Annotated in this window: 13 protein-coding genes; 8 read left to right on the top strand and 5 right to left on the bottom strand. The window is 71.8% G+C overall.

What is annotated here, in order from left to right:
• The first annotated feature begins 210 nt into the window (after positions 1-210).
• Positions 211-465, top strand: coding sequence for a DUF2530 domain-containing protein (locus AB0J02_RS08705; protein WP_363192857.1), 255 nt, complete (start codon positions 211-213; stop codon positions 463-465).
• Between the two features lie 39 nt (positions 466-504).
• Positions 505-2,904, top strand: coding sequence for an HAD-IC family P-type ATPase (locus AB0J02_RS08710; protein WP_363192858.1), 2,400 nt, complete (start codon positions 505-507; stop codon positions 2,902-2,904).
• A gap of 197 nt (positions 2,905-3,101) precedes the next feature.
• Here the strand turns inward: AB0J02_RS08710 and AB0J02_RS08715 are convergent, their stop codons facing one another.
• The 3 genes from AB0J02_RS08715 to AB0J02_RS08725 form a co-directional block, all read right to left on the bottom strand.
• On the bottom strand, positions 3,102-3,986 hold the full coding sequence (locus tag AB0J02_RS08715) for a DUF5707 domain-containing protein (protein ID WP_363192859.1): 885 nt from the start codon (positions 3,984-3,986) through the stop codon (positions 3,102-3,104).
• A 357-nt stretch (positions 3,987-4,343) separates the two neighbouring features.
• A complete protein-coding gene (locus AB0J02_RS08720) occupies positions 4,344-7,436 on the bottom strand; it encodes a molecular chaperone Hsp90 (protein ID WP_363193040.1) in 3,093 nt (1,030 codons plus the stop codon).
• A gap of 222 nt (positions 7,437-7,658) precedes the next feature.
• Complete coding sequence (locus tag AB0J02_RS08725; RefSeq protein WP_363192860.1) at positions 7,659-8,585, bottom strand: DUF3027 domain-containing protein; 927 nt, start codon at positions 8,583-8,585, stop codon at positions 7,659-7,661.
• Between the two features lie 371 nt (positions 8,586-8,956).
• Here AB0J02_RS08725 and AB0J02_RS08730 point away from each other — a divergent pair, with 371 nt between their 5' ends.
• The 4 genes from AB0J02_RS08730 to AB0J02_RS08745 all read left to right on the top strand — a co-directional run bounded on the left by AB0J02_RS08730 (position 8,957) and on the right by AB0J02_RS08745 (position 12,648).
• A complete protein-coding gene (locus tag AB0J02_RS08730; RefSeq protein WP_363193041.1) occupies positions 8,957-10,297 on the top strand; it encodes an MFS transporter in 1,341 nt (446 codons plus the stop codon).
• A gap of 331 nt (positions 10,298-10,628) precedes the next feature.
• Entirely contained in the window at positions 10,629-11,105 is a 477-nt protein-coding gene (locus AB0J02_RS08735) for a DUF2771 domain-containing protein (protein ID WP_363192861.1), read from the top strand.
• Positions 11,075-11,788 (top strand): futalosine hydrolase, encoded by a 714-nt coding sequence (locus tag AB0J02_RS08740; protein ID WP_363192862.1) that lies wholly within the window; start codon positions 11,075-11,077, stop codon positions 11,786-11,788. The genes AB0J02_RS08735 and AB0J02_RS08740 overlap by 31 nt, the downstream gene beginning before the upstream one ends.
• Positions 11,785-12,648: a 1,4-dihydroxy-6-naphthoate synthase gene (locus tag AB0J02_RS08745; protein WP_363192863.1), complete on the top strand. Its 864-nt coding sequence runs from the start codon at positions 11,785-11,787 to the stop codon at positions 12,646-12,648. Before AB0J02_RS08740 ends, AB0J02_RS08745 begins: the two co-directional genes overlap by 4 nt.
• Before the next feature lie 12 nt (positions 12,649-12,660).
• On the opposite strand, the gene AB0J02_RS08750 is transcribed toward AB0J02_RS08745, so the two are convergent.
• Entirely contained in the window at positions 12,661-13,044 is a 384-nt protein-coding gene (locus AB0J02_RS08750; RefSeq protein WP_363192864.1) for a cold-shock protein, read from the bottom strand.
• A 165-nt stretch (positions 13,045-13,209) separates the two neighbouring features.
• Here AB0J02_RS08750 and AB0J02_RS08755 point away from each other — a divergent pair, with 165 nt between their 5' ends.
• Positions 13,210-13,467: a hypothetical protein gene (locus AB0J02_RS08755; RefSeq protein WP_363192865.1), complete on the top strand. Its 258-nt coding sequence runs from the start codon at positions 13,210-13,212 to the stop codon at positions 13,465-13,467.
• On the opposite strand, the gene AB0J02_RS08760 is transcribed toward AB0J02_RS08755, so the two are convergent.
• The gene (locus AB0J02_RS08760; protein ID WP_363192866.1) at positions 13,440-14,090 is read right to left on the bottom strand and encodes an HAD family hydrolase; all 651 of its coding nucleotides are present in this window, start codon (positions 14,088-14,090) and stop codon (positions 13,440-13,442) included. The two genes, AB0J02_RS08755 and AB0J02_RS08760, sit on opposite strands and share 28 nt — an antisense overlap.
• 126 nt (positions 14,091-14,216) lie before the next feature.
• Here AB0J02_RS08760 and AB0J02_RS08765 point away from each other — a divergent pair, with 126 nt between their 5' ends.
• Positions 14,217-15,224: an iron ABC transporter permease gene (locus AB0J02_RS08765; RefSeq protein WP_363192867.1), complete on the top strand. Its 1,008-nt coding sequence runs from the start codon at positions 14,217-14,219 to the stop codon at positions 15,222-15,224.
• The last annotated feature ends 39 nt before the right edge of the window (positions 15,225-15,263 follow it).

The raw sequence follows: 15,263 nt of genomic DNA on the forward strand, positions 1-15,263 counted from the left end.
ACGTGATCGAGTCTGGTCCTCGCGTGATCACCAATCGGTTACCCCGATGTTTCCGTTGGCATTTCGTACGAACAGAAGTGGCCAGACTCAGGCCGTTTCAGTATGAACATATGAGCCGGAATTCGCTATCTCCGCGCGTAGACCCTTGCGGCACACGGGTGACAAGGGGTTGCGGCCAGTTCCGAAACCGATCCCTCGTAAGCTGTGCACATGGCGAAGTGGACCCCCAAGCACGAGGCACCTGAACCCCTGGAGGGTCCTGTGGTCGCCACCATCACCGGCGGCACGATCCTGTGGTTCGTCCTCTTCCTCGTCCAGCTGCCGTTCTACGGCTGGTTCGACGACCGCGGACAGACCTGGTGGGTATGGACCTGTCTGGCCGGCGCGGGCCTCGGCCTCATCGGCATCTGGTACGTCCGCGGCCGTGACGCGGCGATCAAGCGGGCCGCGGCAAAGACTCCGTAAGGGGGGCGTACCCCCCATATCGCCCGTACTGTCGTTCCCATGACGCACATCGACGCGGGCTCCGAACTGGATCCGGTGCACCCGGTGCCCATGCCGGAGCGGGCGACGGGGCTCACCGGTGCCGAGGTCGCGGAGCGCGTCGCCCGCGGCGAGGTCAACGACGTGCCCGTGCGCAGCTCGCGCTCGCTCACCGAGATCATCCGCGCGAACGTCCTCACACGCTTCAACGCGATCATCGGCGTGCTCTGGCTGATCATGCTCATCGTCGCGCCGATCCAGGACAGCCTCTTCGGCTTCGTGATCATCGCCAACACCGGCATCGGCATCATCCAGGAGTGGCGCGCGAAGCAGACCCTGGACTCCCTCGCCGTGATCGGCGAGGCCAGACCGACGGTCCGGCGCGACGGGGCCGCCACCGAGATCTCCACCTCCGAGATCGTGCTCGGCGACCTGATCGAGATCGGGCCCGGCGACAAGATCGTGGTGGACGGCACGTGCGCCGAGGCCGACGGCCTGGAGATCGACGAGTCGCTGCTCACCGGTGAGGCCGACCCGGTCGTGAAGCGGTCCGGCGACCCGGTCATGTCGGGGTCGTTCGTGGTCGCGGGCGGCGGCGCGTTCCAGGCGACCAAGGTGGGGCGCGAGGCGTACGCGGCCCAACTCGCCGAAGAGGCGAGCCGGTTCACGCTCGTCCAGTCCGAGCTGCGCTCCGGCATCTCCACCATCCTCAAGTACGTCCAGTGGATGATGATCCCGACCGCGATCGGCCTGATCATCAGCCAGCTCGTCGTCAAGGAACACGACTTCAAGGACTCCGTCGCACGCACCGTCGGCGGCATCGTGCCGATGGTCCCCGAAGGCCTCGTCCTGCTCACCTCCGTCGCCTTCGCGATCGGCGTCATCCGCCTCGGCCGCAAACAGTGCCTGGTGCAGGAGCTGCCCGCCATCGAGGGGCTGGCCCGCGTCGACACGGTCTGCCTCGACAAGACCGGAACGCTCACCGAGGGCGGCATGGACATCGCCGAGCTGCGCGCCCTCGGCGGCGCCGACGAAGGCCACGTACGCAAGGTGCTCGGCGCGCTCGGCGGGTCCGACCCGCGGCCCAACGCCTCGCTCCAGGCCATCATCGACGCCTACCCGGACAGCGGGGAGTGGCGCTGCACCCAGGCGCTGCCGTTCTCCTCGGCCCGCAAATACAGCGGCGCCGCCTTCAGCGAGGGCGACGGGACGCACAGCGCGTGGCTGCTCGGAGCGCCCGACGTGCTGTTGCCCGACGGCGACCCGGCCCTCACCGACACCGAGGAACTCAACGAGCAGGGGCTGCGCGTACTGCTGCTCACCCGCGTCACAAAAGATCTGGAGGACCCCGGGGTGGAGGAGGGCGCCGAGCCGGCCGCGCTCGTCGTCCTGGAGCAGCGCCTGCGCCCCGACGCCGCCGACACCCTGCACTACTTCGCCGAGCAGGACGTCAAGGCCAAGGTCATCTCCGGTGACAACGCCGTCTCGGTCGGGGCGGTCGCCGGAAAGCTCGGCCTGCCCGGCGCCGAGAACACCGTCGACGCCCGCACCCTGCCCAAAGAGCGGGCGGAGATGGCGGACGCGCTCGACGAGGGCACCGTGTTCGGCCGGGTCACCCCGCAGCAGAAGCGGGACATGGTCGCCGCGCTCCAGTCCCACGGACACACCGTGGCGATGACCGGCGACGGCGTGAACGATGTACTCGCCCTCAAGGACGCCGACATCGGCGTCTCGATGGGCTCGGGTTCGGAGGCGACCCGCGCGGTCGCCCAGATCGTGCTGCTCAACAACAGCTTCGCGACGCTGCCTTCCGTCGTCGCCGAGGGCCGGCGCGTCATCGGCAACATCACGCGCGTGGCGACCCTGTTCCTGGTCAAGACCGTCTACTCGGTGATCCTCGCCCTGCTCGTGGTCTGCTGCCAGGTCGAATACCCGTTCCTGCCGCGGCACTTGACGCTGCTGTCGACCCTCACGATCGGCGTCCCGGCGTTCTTCCTGGCGCTCGCGCCCAACAAGGAGCGCGCGAAACCGCACTTCGTGAAACGCGTGATGCGGTACGCGATCCCTGGCGGGGCCGTCGCGGGGCTCGCCACCTTCGTGATCTACATGATCGCCCGGCACTTCTACACGGGCTCGGGCGCGCTGGGCGCGGAGACCAGTTCGGCGACGCTGACGCTGTTCCTGATCTCGATGTGGGTGCTCGCCATCATCGCCCGCCCCTACACGTGGTGGCGGGTGTGCCTGGTGGCGGCGATGGCGCTCGGCTTCCTGCTGGTCCTGGCCGTGCCGTGGCTGCAGGACTTCTTCGCGCTGAAGCTGGTGGGTACCACCATGCCGTGGACGGCGGTGGGTGTGGCGGTGGTGGCGGCGGCCGTCCTCGAATTCCTGTGGAAGTGGATCGGCCGCCGCTTTCCCGACTAGGGCCTGTCTGCAAAGTCCCGTCGTCGCCCGAAGGGCGCCCCCGCGGCGTCTGGTGCGTGCTCTCGGCGGGCCGGGTGCAAAGCCTCGTACTGGATGTACTTGGCTTTACGCCCGGTGCGGCGAGAGTGCGTGCCAGGCGTCGCGGGGCAGACGGGAGTTTGAAGACAGGCCCTAGCGGTGGTGCCTGCCGGTGCTGACTAGCGGACGTCGACGAAGTCGCTGACCGAGGTGACCGCCGGGGTGGTGGAGGTGCCGGCGAACTTGTAGCGGAAGTAGCCGTCCGCGGACGCCGTGACCGTCGTCTTCAGCGCGCCGGTCGAGGAGGACGTGACCGTCTTGACGTTCGAGTACGTGCTGGACGTCTTCTTGCGGTACTGGAGCGTCACCTTCTGCTTGGTGTAGCCCGCGTACTTGCCGGTGTCCCAGTTGGCGCGGGACAGCAGGCCGGAGACCGTGATGGTCTTGCCCTTCTTGACCGGCTCGGGGGCGGCGTTGGTGGTGAGCTTGGAGTAGCGCTTGAGCCCGACGGTCTTGTAGTTGTCCTTCGTGGCGTAGTCGTAGTCATTGCCCTGGGCGAGCGCCCACACGTGCCAGTTGCCACCCTCGAGCCCGTTGTAGAGCTCGGTCTTCGGGCTGGCCTGGAAGTGCTGCGTGCAGGTGGACGTCGTGGCGTTGACCACCTTGCACGAGGCCTCGTCCTCGAGCGGGAACCAGCCCAGGGCGTTCTCGTCGAGAGCCGATCCCTTCCACAGGAACGCCTGGGCCGACAGGACTCCGGAGTTGTCCTTGACGGTGAAGGTGACCGCGAACTTGAGGGTGGCCGAGGTGCCGGCCACCAGGTCCTTGCCGCCGTTGACGACGACGTTCGAGATGGCGGTGTCGCCTTCGCCGTCGTCGGCGGCGGAACGGGTCAGCGCGCGGGCGCCGTTGTGCTGCTGGGCAGCGGCGGCGTCCGAGACGAGCGCCTGGGCCCGCTTGGCAGCGGACGCGGAGTCGTCCGCCTGTGCTGCCGGTACGGCGAACGCGGTGAGGGCCAGGGCGCCGGAGACCGTCACGGCGGCCGCGGTGGCACGAATGCGCATGTGTTCCCCATGGTGGAGAAGGGGCCCCGCGGTGCAGATGCCGTCACGCGGGTCCCAAGTGGTCTAGGAGTCTGTTGACTCGCGAAGTAGACCGGTGATCCACGCGACAGGTTGCACGGGATCCACCCAATCTTCACGTGATCTACATCTCACGTGTCAAGGGAGGGGCCCCGGCGCGCCGCCCAGGGCCTGTCTTCACACTCCCCTCGTCGCCCGGAGGGCGGCCCGGCGGCGTTCGGTGCGTGCTCTCGCCGGGCCGGGTACGGGGCCTCGTACGGGGCGTACCCGGCTTTGCGCCCGGTGCGGCGAGAGTGCGTGCCGGGCGACGCCGGGCAGAGGGGAGTGCGAAGACAGGCACTAGTCGAACCAGCGGTCCCGCTCCAACTCCCGCGTACGGGAGGGATCTTCCAGCAGCGCCGCCACCTCGAACCGCCGCGGCCACTGGCCCGCCGCCCACGCTAGCCCGGCGGCGACGCCCTCCAGGGTCGCCGCGTGCACGGTCCCCTCGGGCGTGCGGCGCCAGTCGACCTCGGTCCCGTCGACGTACAGCTCCTCGTGTTCGACGTACGAGTCCGGGGTGGCGGGCCCGAGGAGCGTGCGGACGGAGTCGGGCACCGGGTGCTCGGCTCCGTCCCCGCTCACCTTCGCGTCGATGTCCGTGCTCAGGCGGCGCACCTGGAAGAGCTCCGCGAGGTGCGCGGCCCCGGCCGGGGCGACGGGCAGCAGCGCGCGGCCGCCGGCCAGCGGGATCAGGTCGGGGGCGTCGGCGACGAGGGCGTCCGCCGCGTCGACCACGACCACCTCGCCGTCCCGCACCGCACGCAACTCGTCCGGCAAGGTGACCTGTTCGGGGTCGAGTGCGGCCAGCCTGCCGTAGACGGCGTGCAGTTGGGCCGCGCTCACCACCCGGTCCGGATCGGCGAGCCGGTCCAGAAGCTCCGCGGCGCCCCCGGGTTCGTCGAGCAGCGCGGCGACGGAGGTCCGCACACCGAGGGTGCGCAGTACCTGCTCGTCGTCGAAGCCGCTGGCGTCGGCGGCCTCGTACAGACCGACGAGGAGCGGGTCGCCGCCCTCCGCGCGCAGTCCTGCGGGGCGGCGGCCGTCCAGGACCGGGTTCCCGCGCAGCCACCACGCCGTGTACGGGCGGACCAGCTCATGGGTGCCGTCGGGCAGCAGGACTCGTACGGGCTGGGTGAGGGCGTCGCGCAGCGGGGGCTGCGACAGCAGGGCGAGCGCCTGCGGCCAGCGGTCCTCGTCGACCAGGTCGAGGTCGCGTACGGCGATCAGCTCGGTGGCGACGGGCGGCACCGGGGTGTCGGGCAGCCGGTCGAGGACGTCCTCGCACCACACGTCGACGGCGTCGAGCAGGCCCGGGTCGTCGGGCTCGGGGAAGTCGCTGTCACGAGGGTCGAGTTCGTCGGGGTCCAGGACGACGTCGGTGGCGCGGACGAGGGCGAAGGTGGCGAGCACCCCGCAGGCGGCGAGGGGCTGTTCACCCCACCGCTCGGCCAACTCCTCGTCCACATACGGCAGCTCGCCTTCGCGCAGGACGGCCGCGATGGGGCTGCCGGGGAGCAACAGTTCGGCGGCGGGGACGAGTTCGCCGCTCTCGTCGGGCAGGGCGAGGGCGCCGAGCCACGGCTCGTCGCCGGTGTCGAGGTGGGCGTCGCGCACCAGGGTGAGGACGACGTCCGCCAGCTCGTCGGCGCTCAAGGTGCCTTCGTCGTCCCAGGCGGGCTCGTCGTCCAGGGAGGCGGCGACGGCGGCCCGCAGCTGCGGAGTCGTCAGGACCGCGCGGGGTGTGGCGGGCAGCGCGCCCAGCTTCTCCAGGAGCGGGTGGGCGGCGTCGGGGTGGGCGACCTTGAGGCCGAGCCGGGCGAGGGCGTCGCCGGGCAGCGCCGACGCGTCGGCGGTCGGCAGCAGCACCTGGCGAGGCCCGATGACGGTCCGGCCCCCGGCGAGCGGCACGGGCAGCCCGCTGAGCCGGTCGGGGTCGACCCCGGCGAGGGAGTCGTAGAGCCGCCGCCACCAGCCGGGCTCCCGCTCCAGGCCGGCCAGCCGGTCGATCGCCTCGGCCAGCGGGACGCGCGCGACGCCCACCGTCCGCAGCTCGGAGCGGCGTTCGAGCCCGGCGGGCAGCAGACCGGTCAGCACGTCGGCGAGGACCCGCACGGTGTCGGCCCCGACGCCCTCGACGACCTCGGCGTCACGCGGCTTCAGGGCCACGGGCCGGTCGTCCTCATCGGACTCGGGTGCGAGCGCGGGGGGCAGGAACGCGGTGCGGGGCAGCCGCTCCAGGATCGCGGCCCGCAGCGCCCCGTCCAGCTCGCTCCTGCCCAGCGGCCCGGGTACGAGGTCGAGGATGCCGGTCCCCACGGGCCGCCAGTCGCCGAGCAGTTCGGCGTACGCGTCGGCGGCGCGCAGGACGAGGTGGTCGGTGAGCGGGCCCGGCGCGACGTGCCGCCGGGCGGTGTCGAGCGGGAACGAGCCGATGAGCAGCGCGGGCACCCCGAGGGCCTCGTCGCTCGGCGTGGGCGCGTACAGCACGGGCGCGCTGTGCGGCTTCCGCGGAGCCCCTTCGCCGTCGACCGGCACGGCCCAGGTGACCGACCAGTGGGGGCGCAGGCGCTCCTCCACGGGCCGGTCGGCGAGGAGGTCGGGGGTGAGGGCGCCGGTGCGGGTGACGGTGCGCCAGCGCAGCTCCGCAGGCTCCCGGGCGTCGTCCGAGATCACCGTGTACGCGTCCGCGGCGCCCCGGCGCAGCACGCGCGTCCCGGCGTCGGTGGTGACCGTGACCTCCGCGAGGCCCGGCAGGGCGAGCAGCAGCGTGTCGTCGATGTCCGCGAGCAGGCGGGCCGCGAGCGCCTCGGCGGCCTGGTCGCGCAGCGGCAGGATGACGACGGTGTCGTACGTGTCGGGGGCCTGCCCCTCGGCCGCGAAGGGCAGCCGCAGGAGCGGGACATGGCCGTCCCGGCGGCGCAGTTCGTCGCCGAGTGCGGGGCTGTGCAGGGCGGCGTCGGCGGCGGCGAGACGCGCCTCGCCGAGGGACCAGCGCACGCCTCCGGTGCGCCCGACGACGGCGGGCTCGTCGCTGACGGCGAGCACGGCGGCGAACCCGACACCGAACCGGCCCACGGCCGCCCCGGTGTCCTCCCGCTTGGCGGACGCCCGCAGCGTGGACAGCGACTCGACCCCGGTGGCGTCCAGCGGCGTCCCGGTGTTCGCGGCGGCCAGAACCCCGTCCCGGAGGGTGAGCGCGAGGCGTCCCTCGGTTCCCGCGCGGGCGGCGGCGTCCGCGGCGTTCTGGGCCAGCTCGACGACGAGCCGGTCACGGTAGCCGCCGAGCGCGAGGTCCTCCTCGGCGTTGGCGTCCTCCCGGAACCTGGCCGCGCTCCCGGCCCACGCGTCCAGCACGCCGCGCCGCAGTCCGGCGGTGCCGAACGGGTCCATGCCCTCGGGCGCCGGCCAAGCGATCTTGCTGACGCTCACGGGGGTCTCCTCTGGGGGGCTGTTGTCGGTCGGCCCGCACGGTATCGCGGCGCTTGGGGTGCCTCGGAGGGTGCGTTGCCGTGTGCGGCCCCGGTGGGGGCTGATCGCGCAGTTCCCCGCGCCCCTGGAGCATGCGGCTGCGGGGAACTGCGACCCGGTAGCCGCAGCTCAGCGCCCCGAATCCTACGAGTGGCCCAGATCCTCCGCGCCATCGGAGAGCGCGGCCCCGACCGACCCCGCATCCGGCTCCACGCGGAGCGGAAGCGCGTCCACCAGCGTCTCGTCGACAACCGGCGGAGCCGGCCGCGGCGGGGTCGGCATGACCGCGGCCTCGGAGTGCCCGCCGCACCCGTAGGCCAGCGACACCACACGCCCGTCCGCAGGCGAGAACTCGTTGGCGCAGACGCCGAAGGCCTGGCCGAGCGAGCCGCCGACGGGCTGGAGGAAGCCGCAGGAGACACAGGTGGCGGGGGCCGCCTGCGCCATCGGGGTCTTCGCGCCGTAGGACTCCTCCCAGCGGTCGGCCGCGACATGCAGCCCGTACCGCGAGAGCACCCGCGCGCGGCGCATGCCCAGTTCCTCGGCGACCGCCGCGATCGAACCGCGCGCCGGGGCGACGGGCAGCTCGGCCACCGGCCCGGCCGTGACCTCGACGTCCTCCGCCTCGACGAGCTCGGCCATCTCCTGGGACAGCGGCGAGTTCGGCGGCGGTACGTCCTCGCCGGTGTAACCCGGCTCCAGACGCAGATCGTCGGCCTCGGTGGGCAGGAGGTCGCCGGGGCCCATGTCACCCGGGCGCAGCCGCTCGCTCCACGGCACCCACTCGGGTGCGAGCAGGGCGTCGGGGCCCGGCAGCAGCACCGTCTCGTCGAGCGTCACGTACTTGGCGCGGGAGGCCCGGGCGACGGTCACCGCCCAGCGCCAGCCGCGGTAACCGAATTCCTTGCACTCGAAAAGGTGCGTGACGACGCGGTCGCCCTCGACGACCATTTCGACATGCTCGCCGACCACACCGGGCGCGGCGGCCTCCTCGGCCGCGGTGCGTGCGAGGTCTACCGCCTCGGCGCACAGACGGTCAGGGGTGCGGCTTCGCGTTGTCGCTGCGCTCACAGGTATCGCTTCTCTCCTACGCCGTCTCTCGAGTGCGCCATCCTGTGTGCGGGAGCGCGGACGGAGCGGACCGGAGGGCCGCGTCGACGTCCGCACCCGACGTTCCGGGCGCACCTACGTCATCCATTCTGCGGGATGGCCGAGAGGCGCGCGGCCGATAACAACCGCCGCGGGCGCGCTACGCACGCTACCTCCTCCTGCGCCCTGCGCCCACACCGACGTACGAGCCGCGCCTCACGCGAAAGCCGACCCGCGTACCCATATCGGCACTAGTACGCCCGTTCACGGGGCACTATGACTGGGTGGCTACGGCAAGGTCGTCGTCCCGTTCGGCGGGAGAGTCGGCGTACGTACACAGCGGTTCGGGCCCGGTGCGCGGGGCCGTCCGCAAGGTCGGCCGTGCCCTGCGTCTGCCGTTCACGGGCACCGGACGCGGTATCCGAAAAGTCACCCATGCGCACGGCGCGGGCGAGTCGGGCCTCGGAAAACTCATCGAACTCCACGCGGTGAACGGCGCGGGCGACGTCATGATCACCGTCGCCCTCGCCTCGACGGTCTTCTTCTCCGTACCCACGGACGAGGCGCGCGGCCGGGTCGCCCTCTATCTCGCCATCACCATGGCGCCCTTCACTCTTCTCGCCCCGGTCATCGGTCCGCTTCTGGACCGGCTGCCCCACGGGCGGCGGGCCGCGATGGCCGCTTCGATGCTGGCGCGTGCGCTGCTCGCGCTCGTCCTTTCCGGTGCCGTGGTGACCGGCGGCATCGAGCTGTATCCGGCCGCGCTCGGCGTCCTCGTCGCCTCCAAGGCGTACGGAGTCGTCCGTTCGGCGGTCGTGCCACGGCTGCTCCCGCCCCGCTTCTCCCTGGTCAAGGCCAACTCGCGGGTCACGCTCGGCGGGCTGCTCGCCACCGGGGCCGCGGCGCCTGTCGGAGCCGGCCTGCAGATCCTCGGACCGCGCTGGCCCCTCTACGGCGCCTTCGTGATCTTCGTGGCGGGCATGGTCCTGTCGTTCTCGCTGCCGCACAAGGTCGACTCGGCCAAGGGCGAGAGCAAGGCGCTGCTCGCCGCCGACGAGGAGCACCTGCACGGCCCCGTGAAGAAGCAGCGCAGGCCGGGTCTGCGGACCGTGGGAACCGCCGTGACCCACGCCCTCGCCGCCAACGCCGCGCTGCGCTGCCTGTCCGGGTTCCTGATCTTCTTCCTGGCGTTCCTGCTGCGCGAGCATCCGCTGACCGGGGAGAGCGCGGCCATGTCGCTCGGCCTGGTGGGCGTGTCGGCCGGGGCCGGTAACGCGCTGGGCACGGCCGTCGGGGCCTGGCTGAAGTCGCGGGCGCCCGAGATCATCATCGTGACCGTGGTGGCGGTGGTGCTCGGCGCGGCGATCGTCTCCGCGGTCTTTTTCGGGGCTTTCATGACGGCGTGCCTGGCGGCGGTCGCCGGTTTCGCCCAGGCCCTGGCGAAGCTTTCGCTGGACGCGACGATTCAGCGGGATGTCCCGGAGGCGGTGCGGACCTCCGCGTTCGCTCGTTCGGAGACCTTGTTGCAGATGGCGTGGGTTCTTGGCGGGGCGATCGGGATCGCGCTGCCGTTGAACGGGGTGCTGGGGCTTTCGGTGGGGGCGGGCATTGTGGCGGTGGGGTGGTTGTCGACGGTGCGGGGGCTTTTGTCGGCCGCGCGCCACAGTGGGCCCGCGCGAGCGCGAGTGGCTTAGCGCCTGCCGGGTCGGGTCCCGACGCCGAGTGCGGCTCTCGTCGTGGCCCTGAGCGCCTTGGCGTCTGCCGCGCCTTGCCGTCACGCGGGTGCGGCTCTCGTCGTGACTTCGCGCGCAGTTCCCCGCGCCCCTGGAGCATGCGGCTTCGCCGCAGCCCCATGAGGGCGCGGTTCACGCGAGAAGTCACGACGGCTGCGCACCCGCCCGACACGCACAACCCGCCCCCCACAAGACCGCCGCCGAACCCACCCGTCCGACCCGCGGAGCGAATGGCCACGCCGACGGGACACCCACCCAGAGACGGGAGCGTGGCGCCAGATAGCCTTCGCCCATGACCTCCCAGCGTTTCGTTGTGCGCCACAGGCGCACCGTGGCCGCCGTCGGTGCCGTCGGCGCCGGACTGCTCGTCCTCTCCGCCTGCGACAAGCCGACCCCGCTGGCCACCGTCACGGTGGGCCGCAACTCGGTGAACGACAAGGCCTCCTGCTACGACGACGGCAACGCGCTCAAGCCGTCGTCGCTGGAGGGCTGCCTGAAGGACCAGGACGCCAAGACCATCAAGGTCGATCCCGATGAGACGGTCCGCTTCGGCGTCGAACCGGAGATCGCGGAGAAGGGCTGGACGATCCTGATGAACGGTCAGCCGCTGACGGACTCCAGCAAGAAGACGTACCGCACGGTCCCGGGCAGCGTCTTCTTCAACCAGCAGTACGGCGCCACCGGCGGTTCCACCACGGTGACGATCCTTCAGGGCAGCGACTCCAAGGCGTACGGCCTGTGGTCGTTCAAGCTCAAGAAGGACTCCTGACGGATACCGGCACCGCGCCCGTCCGCGTACTGATCGCCACCGCCGTCCCGGCCGAACGGGACGCGGTGGCGCGCGGACTGCCTGAACGGCACCCGGTGATCGATGTGGTCGCCGTCGGCGTCGGCCCCGCGGCGGCCGCGGCCGGCACCGCCACCGCGCTCACAAAGGCCGCGCTGTCCGGCCGCCCGTACACGCTGGTCGTCTCGGCCGGTATCGGCGGCGGCTTCACCGCCGCGCCGGGCACGGTCCTGATCGCCGACGCGATCACCGCCGCCGACCTGGGGGCCGAGACCCCCGAGGGTTTCCTGCCGGTCACCGAACTCGGTTTCGGCACCGTCACCCACCGTCCGCCGGCGTCCCTCGTACGAGACCTCGCCGCGGCGACCGGTACCGCCCCCGGGTCCGTCGGCACCGTGCTCACCGTCTCCACGGTGACCGGCACCGCCGACCGTGCCGCGCTCCTCGCCCAGCGTCACCCCGGCGCCGTCGCCGAGGCGATGGAGGGCTTCGGCGTCGCCGAGGCCGCCGCCGCGCACGACGTGCCCGTGGCCGAGATACGCGCCGTCTCCAACGCCGTCGGGCCCCGCGACCGCGCCGCCTGGCGCATCGGTGACGCGCTGGCCGCGCTCACCGGCGCGTTCGGGAAGTCGGCGCCCGTACTGGAGAGTTGGAACAACACATGACACACACGACGGACCCTGTCCGCATCGCCTTCTCGCCCTGCCCGAACGACACCTTCGTCTTCGACGCCTGGGCCCACGGCCGCGTCCCCGGCGCTCCCGCGCTGGACGTGACGTTCGCCGACATCGACATCACCAACGGCGTCGCGGAGCGCCGCGAGGACACGTACGACGTACTGAAGGTCAGTTACGCGGTCCTGCCGTACGTCCTCGACGACTACGCGCTGCTGCCGTGCGGCGGCGCGCTGGGCCGCGGCTGCGGTCCGCTGGTCCTCACGCGCGAGCCCGGCGTGGACCTCTCGGACAAGCGGGTCGCGGTGCCGAGCGAGACCTCGACGGCGTATCTGCTCTTCCGGCTGTGGGCGGCCGACGTCGTGCCGGGCGGCGGGGTCGGCGAGATCGTCGTCATGCCGTTCCACGAGATCATGCCCGCGGTGCGCGACGGGAAGATCGACGCGGGGCTCGTCATCCACGAGGCCCGCTTCACGTACCAGAACTACGGTCTGCACAAGCTCGCCGACATGGGAGAGCACTGGGAGGCCACGACGGGCCTGCCGATCCCGCTCGGCGCGATCATCGCGCGCCGCGACCTGGGCGCCGAGACGCTGCGCTCCTACGCGGACGCGGTCCGCACGTCCGTCCGGCTGGCCTGGGACGACCCCGAGGTGTCGCGGCCGTACGTCATGGAGCACGCGCAGGAGATGGACCCGGCCGTCGCCGACCAGCACATCGGTCTGTACGTCAACGAGTTCACGGCCGACCTCGGCGAGGACGGATACGCGGCGATCCGGGGCCTGTTGACGCGGGCCGCGGCCGAGGGCCTGGTTCCGGCGCTCGCCCCGGACGCGCTCGTGTTCCCGTAGAACCGACGAGGGTCAGACGTCCAACTGGTCGGCCACCGCGCGCAACAGACCGGCGATCTTCGCGCCCGCGGCCTTGTCGGGATAACGGCCGCGCTCCAGACTCGGCGTGATGTTTTCGAGCAGCGTCGTCAAGTCCTGGACGATGGAGGCGAGTTCGTCCGGCTTGCGGCGCTGCGCCGCGGCGACGGACGGGGTCGGGTCGAGGATCGTGACGGAGAGCGCCTGGTCGCCGCGCTGGCCGGCGACCACCCCGAACTCGACGCGCTGGCCGGGCTTGAGGGCGTCGACACCATCGGGAAGTACGGAGGAGTGCACGAAGACGTCACCGCCGTCGTCGCGGGAGAGGAAGCCGAAGCCCTTCTCGCTGTTGAACCACTTGACCTTGCCGGTAGGCACGTGAAGTCCTCGTCCTCGTACTAGAAAGAAAACGCTCTGGATAGCAGTACAGCGGGTCGTGGTACGACCCGCCGTCACCAAGACTATGGGTCCCGGGGCCGGTGACAAGACGTCGCCGAATGGTTCGCTTGCTTGTCCCTACGGCCTGGGAACTACCCTTGCTGGGTGCGCGACAAAACCCAAGTCAATTCCAGGGCGACCGAGGCGGGGCCCGGTGACGGCCTCGTGAAAGCGGGCGGCATCGTTTTCCTCGTGGGAGCGATCGCCACCCTCGTCACGGTGGCCCCGCTGTTCCTCGACACCGACCCGTTCCCGCCCATCGCCTATGCGGTCTGCATGCTCATGGGCGTCGGTTTTCTGCTGGCCGCGGCCGGCGTGATCCGCGGCATCTCGGCTCAGCGCAGGGCGGCGCGCGCCACGTAGCTTTCCAGCCAGGCCGGGAATCCGGTCAGATCCGAGAGCACCACGTCGGCGCCCGCCGTCCGCAGCTCTTCGGCGTCGCAGGGTCCGGTCGTGACGGCCACCGAGTACGCGTCGGCCGCGCGCGCACCGCGCACGTCGCCGACGTGGTCGCCGACGTAGACGCTCGCGCCGTGCTCGCGCAGCGCCTGTGCCTTGCCCTCGGCCCAGAGGTTGCCGACGACGATGTCCGCGGCGATGCCCAGGTGCGCCAGGTGGAGCTTGGCGTTCGGCTCGTACTTGGCGGTGACGACCATCGTGCGCCCGCCCGCGGCGTGCACGGCGTCCATCGCCTCGTGGACGCCCGGCAGCGGCAGCGTCGGCTCGATGGCGTATGTGGGGTACATCTCGCGGTAGAGGTCGGCCATCGCCGGGATCTCCTCCGCCGGGAACCAGTGCGCGAGTTCGTCGACCAGCGGCGGACCGAGCCGGGTGACGGCCAGGTCGCCGTCCACGTACGTACCGGTCCGCTCGGTCAGGGCCACGAAGGCCGCCCGGATACCGGGACGCGAGTCGATCAGCGTCATGTCGAGGTCGAAACCGACGGTGGGTCCGGTGGTGGAAGCGGGGTCTGTGTGGGCAGCCATGAGAGCCATTCTGCCCCCGGCCTACGATGACCTCTTCACAGCCCATACTTAGCTGAGCCTTACCAATCTCAGTCGCCGGTCGGCCGGTCCGTCGATCAGCCGGCCGGCCAGTCCATCGGGAGCCCCATGCCTGCCGTCGGCCGTCGTGACGTCAGGGTTCTCGCGATCGTCGGGGCGGCCGTGGCACTCGCCCTCGCGGTGCTCTTCAGCCTCGCGGTGGGGGCTCGCGCGATCGCGCCGTCCGCCGTCCTCGACGCCCTCCTGCACGGCGGGCACAGCGACGCCGCCGAGGTGATCAGGGGCCTGCGCCTGCCGCGCACGGTCGTCGGCCTGATGGTCGGAGCGGCCCTCGCGCTGGCCGGCACGGTGCTGCAGGGCATCACCCGCAACCCCATCGCGGACCCCGGCATCCTCGGCATCAGCCAGGGCGCGTCGGTCGGCGTGGTCCTGGCGATCGCCTGTCTGGGCATTCACACGCTCACCGGTTACGTGTGGCTGGCGTTCGCCGGGGCGGGCATCGCCTCCGTGGCCGTCTACGCGATCGCGTCGAGCGGCAGAGGCGGCGCGACCCCCGTGAAGCTCGCCCTCGGCGGCGCGGCGATCAACGCGCTCCTCGTCTCGGTCACCACCGCGGTCCTCACCACCAAGGCCTCGGCGCTCGACGAGTTCCGCTTCTGGCAGGTGGGTTCGCTCTCCGGCCGCGACGCGGACCTCATCCAGCAGGTCTGGCCCTTCCTGCTCCTCGGCACGCTGCTCGTCCTGTCGGTGGCCCGCGGCCTGGACGCGCTGGCGCTCGGCGAGGACGTGGCGAAGGGCCTCGGGCAGCGGGTGGCGACCGTACGCATCGTCGGCGGCCTGGGCGCGACGGTCCTGACCGGGGCAGGCGTGGCGGCGGCGGGCCCGATCGCGTTCATCGGCCTGGCGGTGCCGCACATCGCCCGCGCGCTCGTCGGTTCCGACCACCGCCGGCTGCTGCCGATGGCCGCGCTGACCGGCCCGGTGATGCTGCTCGTCGCCGACACGGTCGGCCGGGTGATCTTCCCCCCGAGCGAGGTGCCCGCGGGCGTCATGACGGCACTGATCGGGGTCCCGTTCCTGGTGACCCTGGTGCGCAGAAAGGCAGTGCCCGCATGAGCCCACTCACCGGGGTGCGCCCGGCCGGCTACACGGTGC

The organism is Streptomyces sp. NPDC050264 (assembly GCF_040655895.1).
Classification (GTDB): Bacteria; Actinomycetota; Actinomycetes; order Streptomycetales; family Streptomycetaceae; genus Streptomyces.

Excerpts from the sequence above, each read along its gene's own strand:
- AB0J02_RS08745 (WP_363192863.1), top strand. The coding sequence starts at position 11,785 with ATGACACACACGACGGACCCTGTCCGCATCGCCTTCTCGCCCTGCCCG.
- AB0J02_RS08705 (WP_363192857.1), top strand. The coding sequence starts at position 211 with ATGGCGAAGTGGACCCCCAAGCACGAGGCACCTGAACCCCTGGAGGGT.
- AB0J02_RS08710 (WP_363192858.1), top strand. The coding sequence starts at position 505 with ATGACGCACATCGACGCGGGCTCCGAACTGGATCCGGTGCACCCGGTG.
- AB0J02_RS08765 (WP_363192867.1), top strand. The coding sequence starts at position 14,217 with ATGCCTGCCGTCGGCCGTCGTGACGTCAGGGTTCTCGCGATCGTCGGG.
- AB0J02_RS08735 (WP_363192861.1), top strand. The coding sequence starts at position 10,629 with ATGACCTCCCAGCGTTTCGTTGTGCGCCACAGGCGCACCGTGGCCGCC.
- AB0J02_RS08760 (WP_363192866.1), bottom strand. The coding sequence starts at position 14,090 with ATGGCTGCCCACACAGACCCCGCTTCCACCACCGGACCCACCGTCGGT.
- AB0J02_RS08720 (WP_363193040.1), bottom strand. The coding sequence starts at position 7,436 with ATGGACCCGTTCGGCACCGCCGGACTGCGGCGCGGCGTGCTGGACGCG.
- AB0J02_RS08715 (WP_363192859.1), bottom strand. The coding sequence starts at position 3,986 with ATGCGCATTCGTGCCACCGCGGCCGCCGTGACGGTCTCCGGCGCCCTG.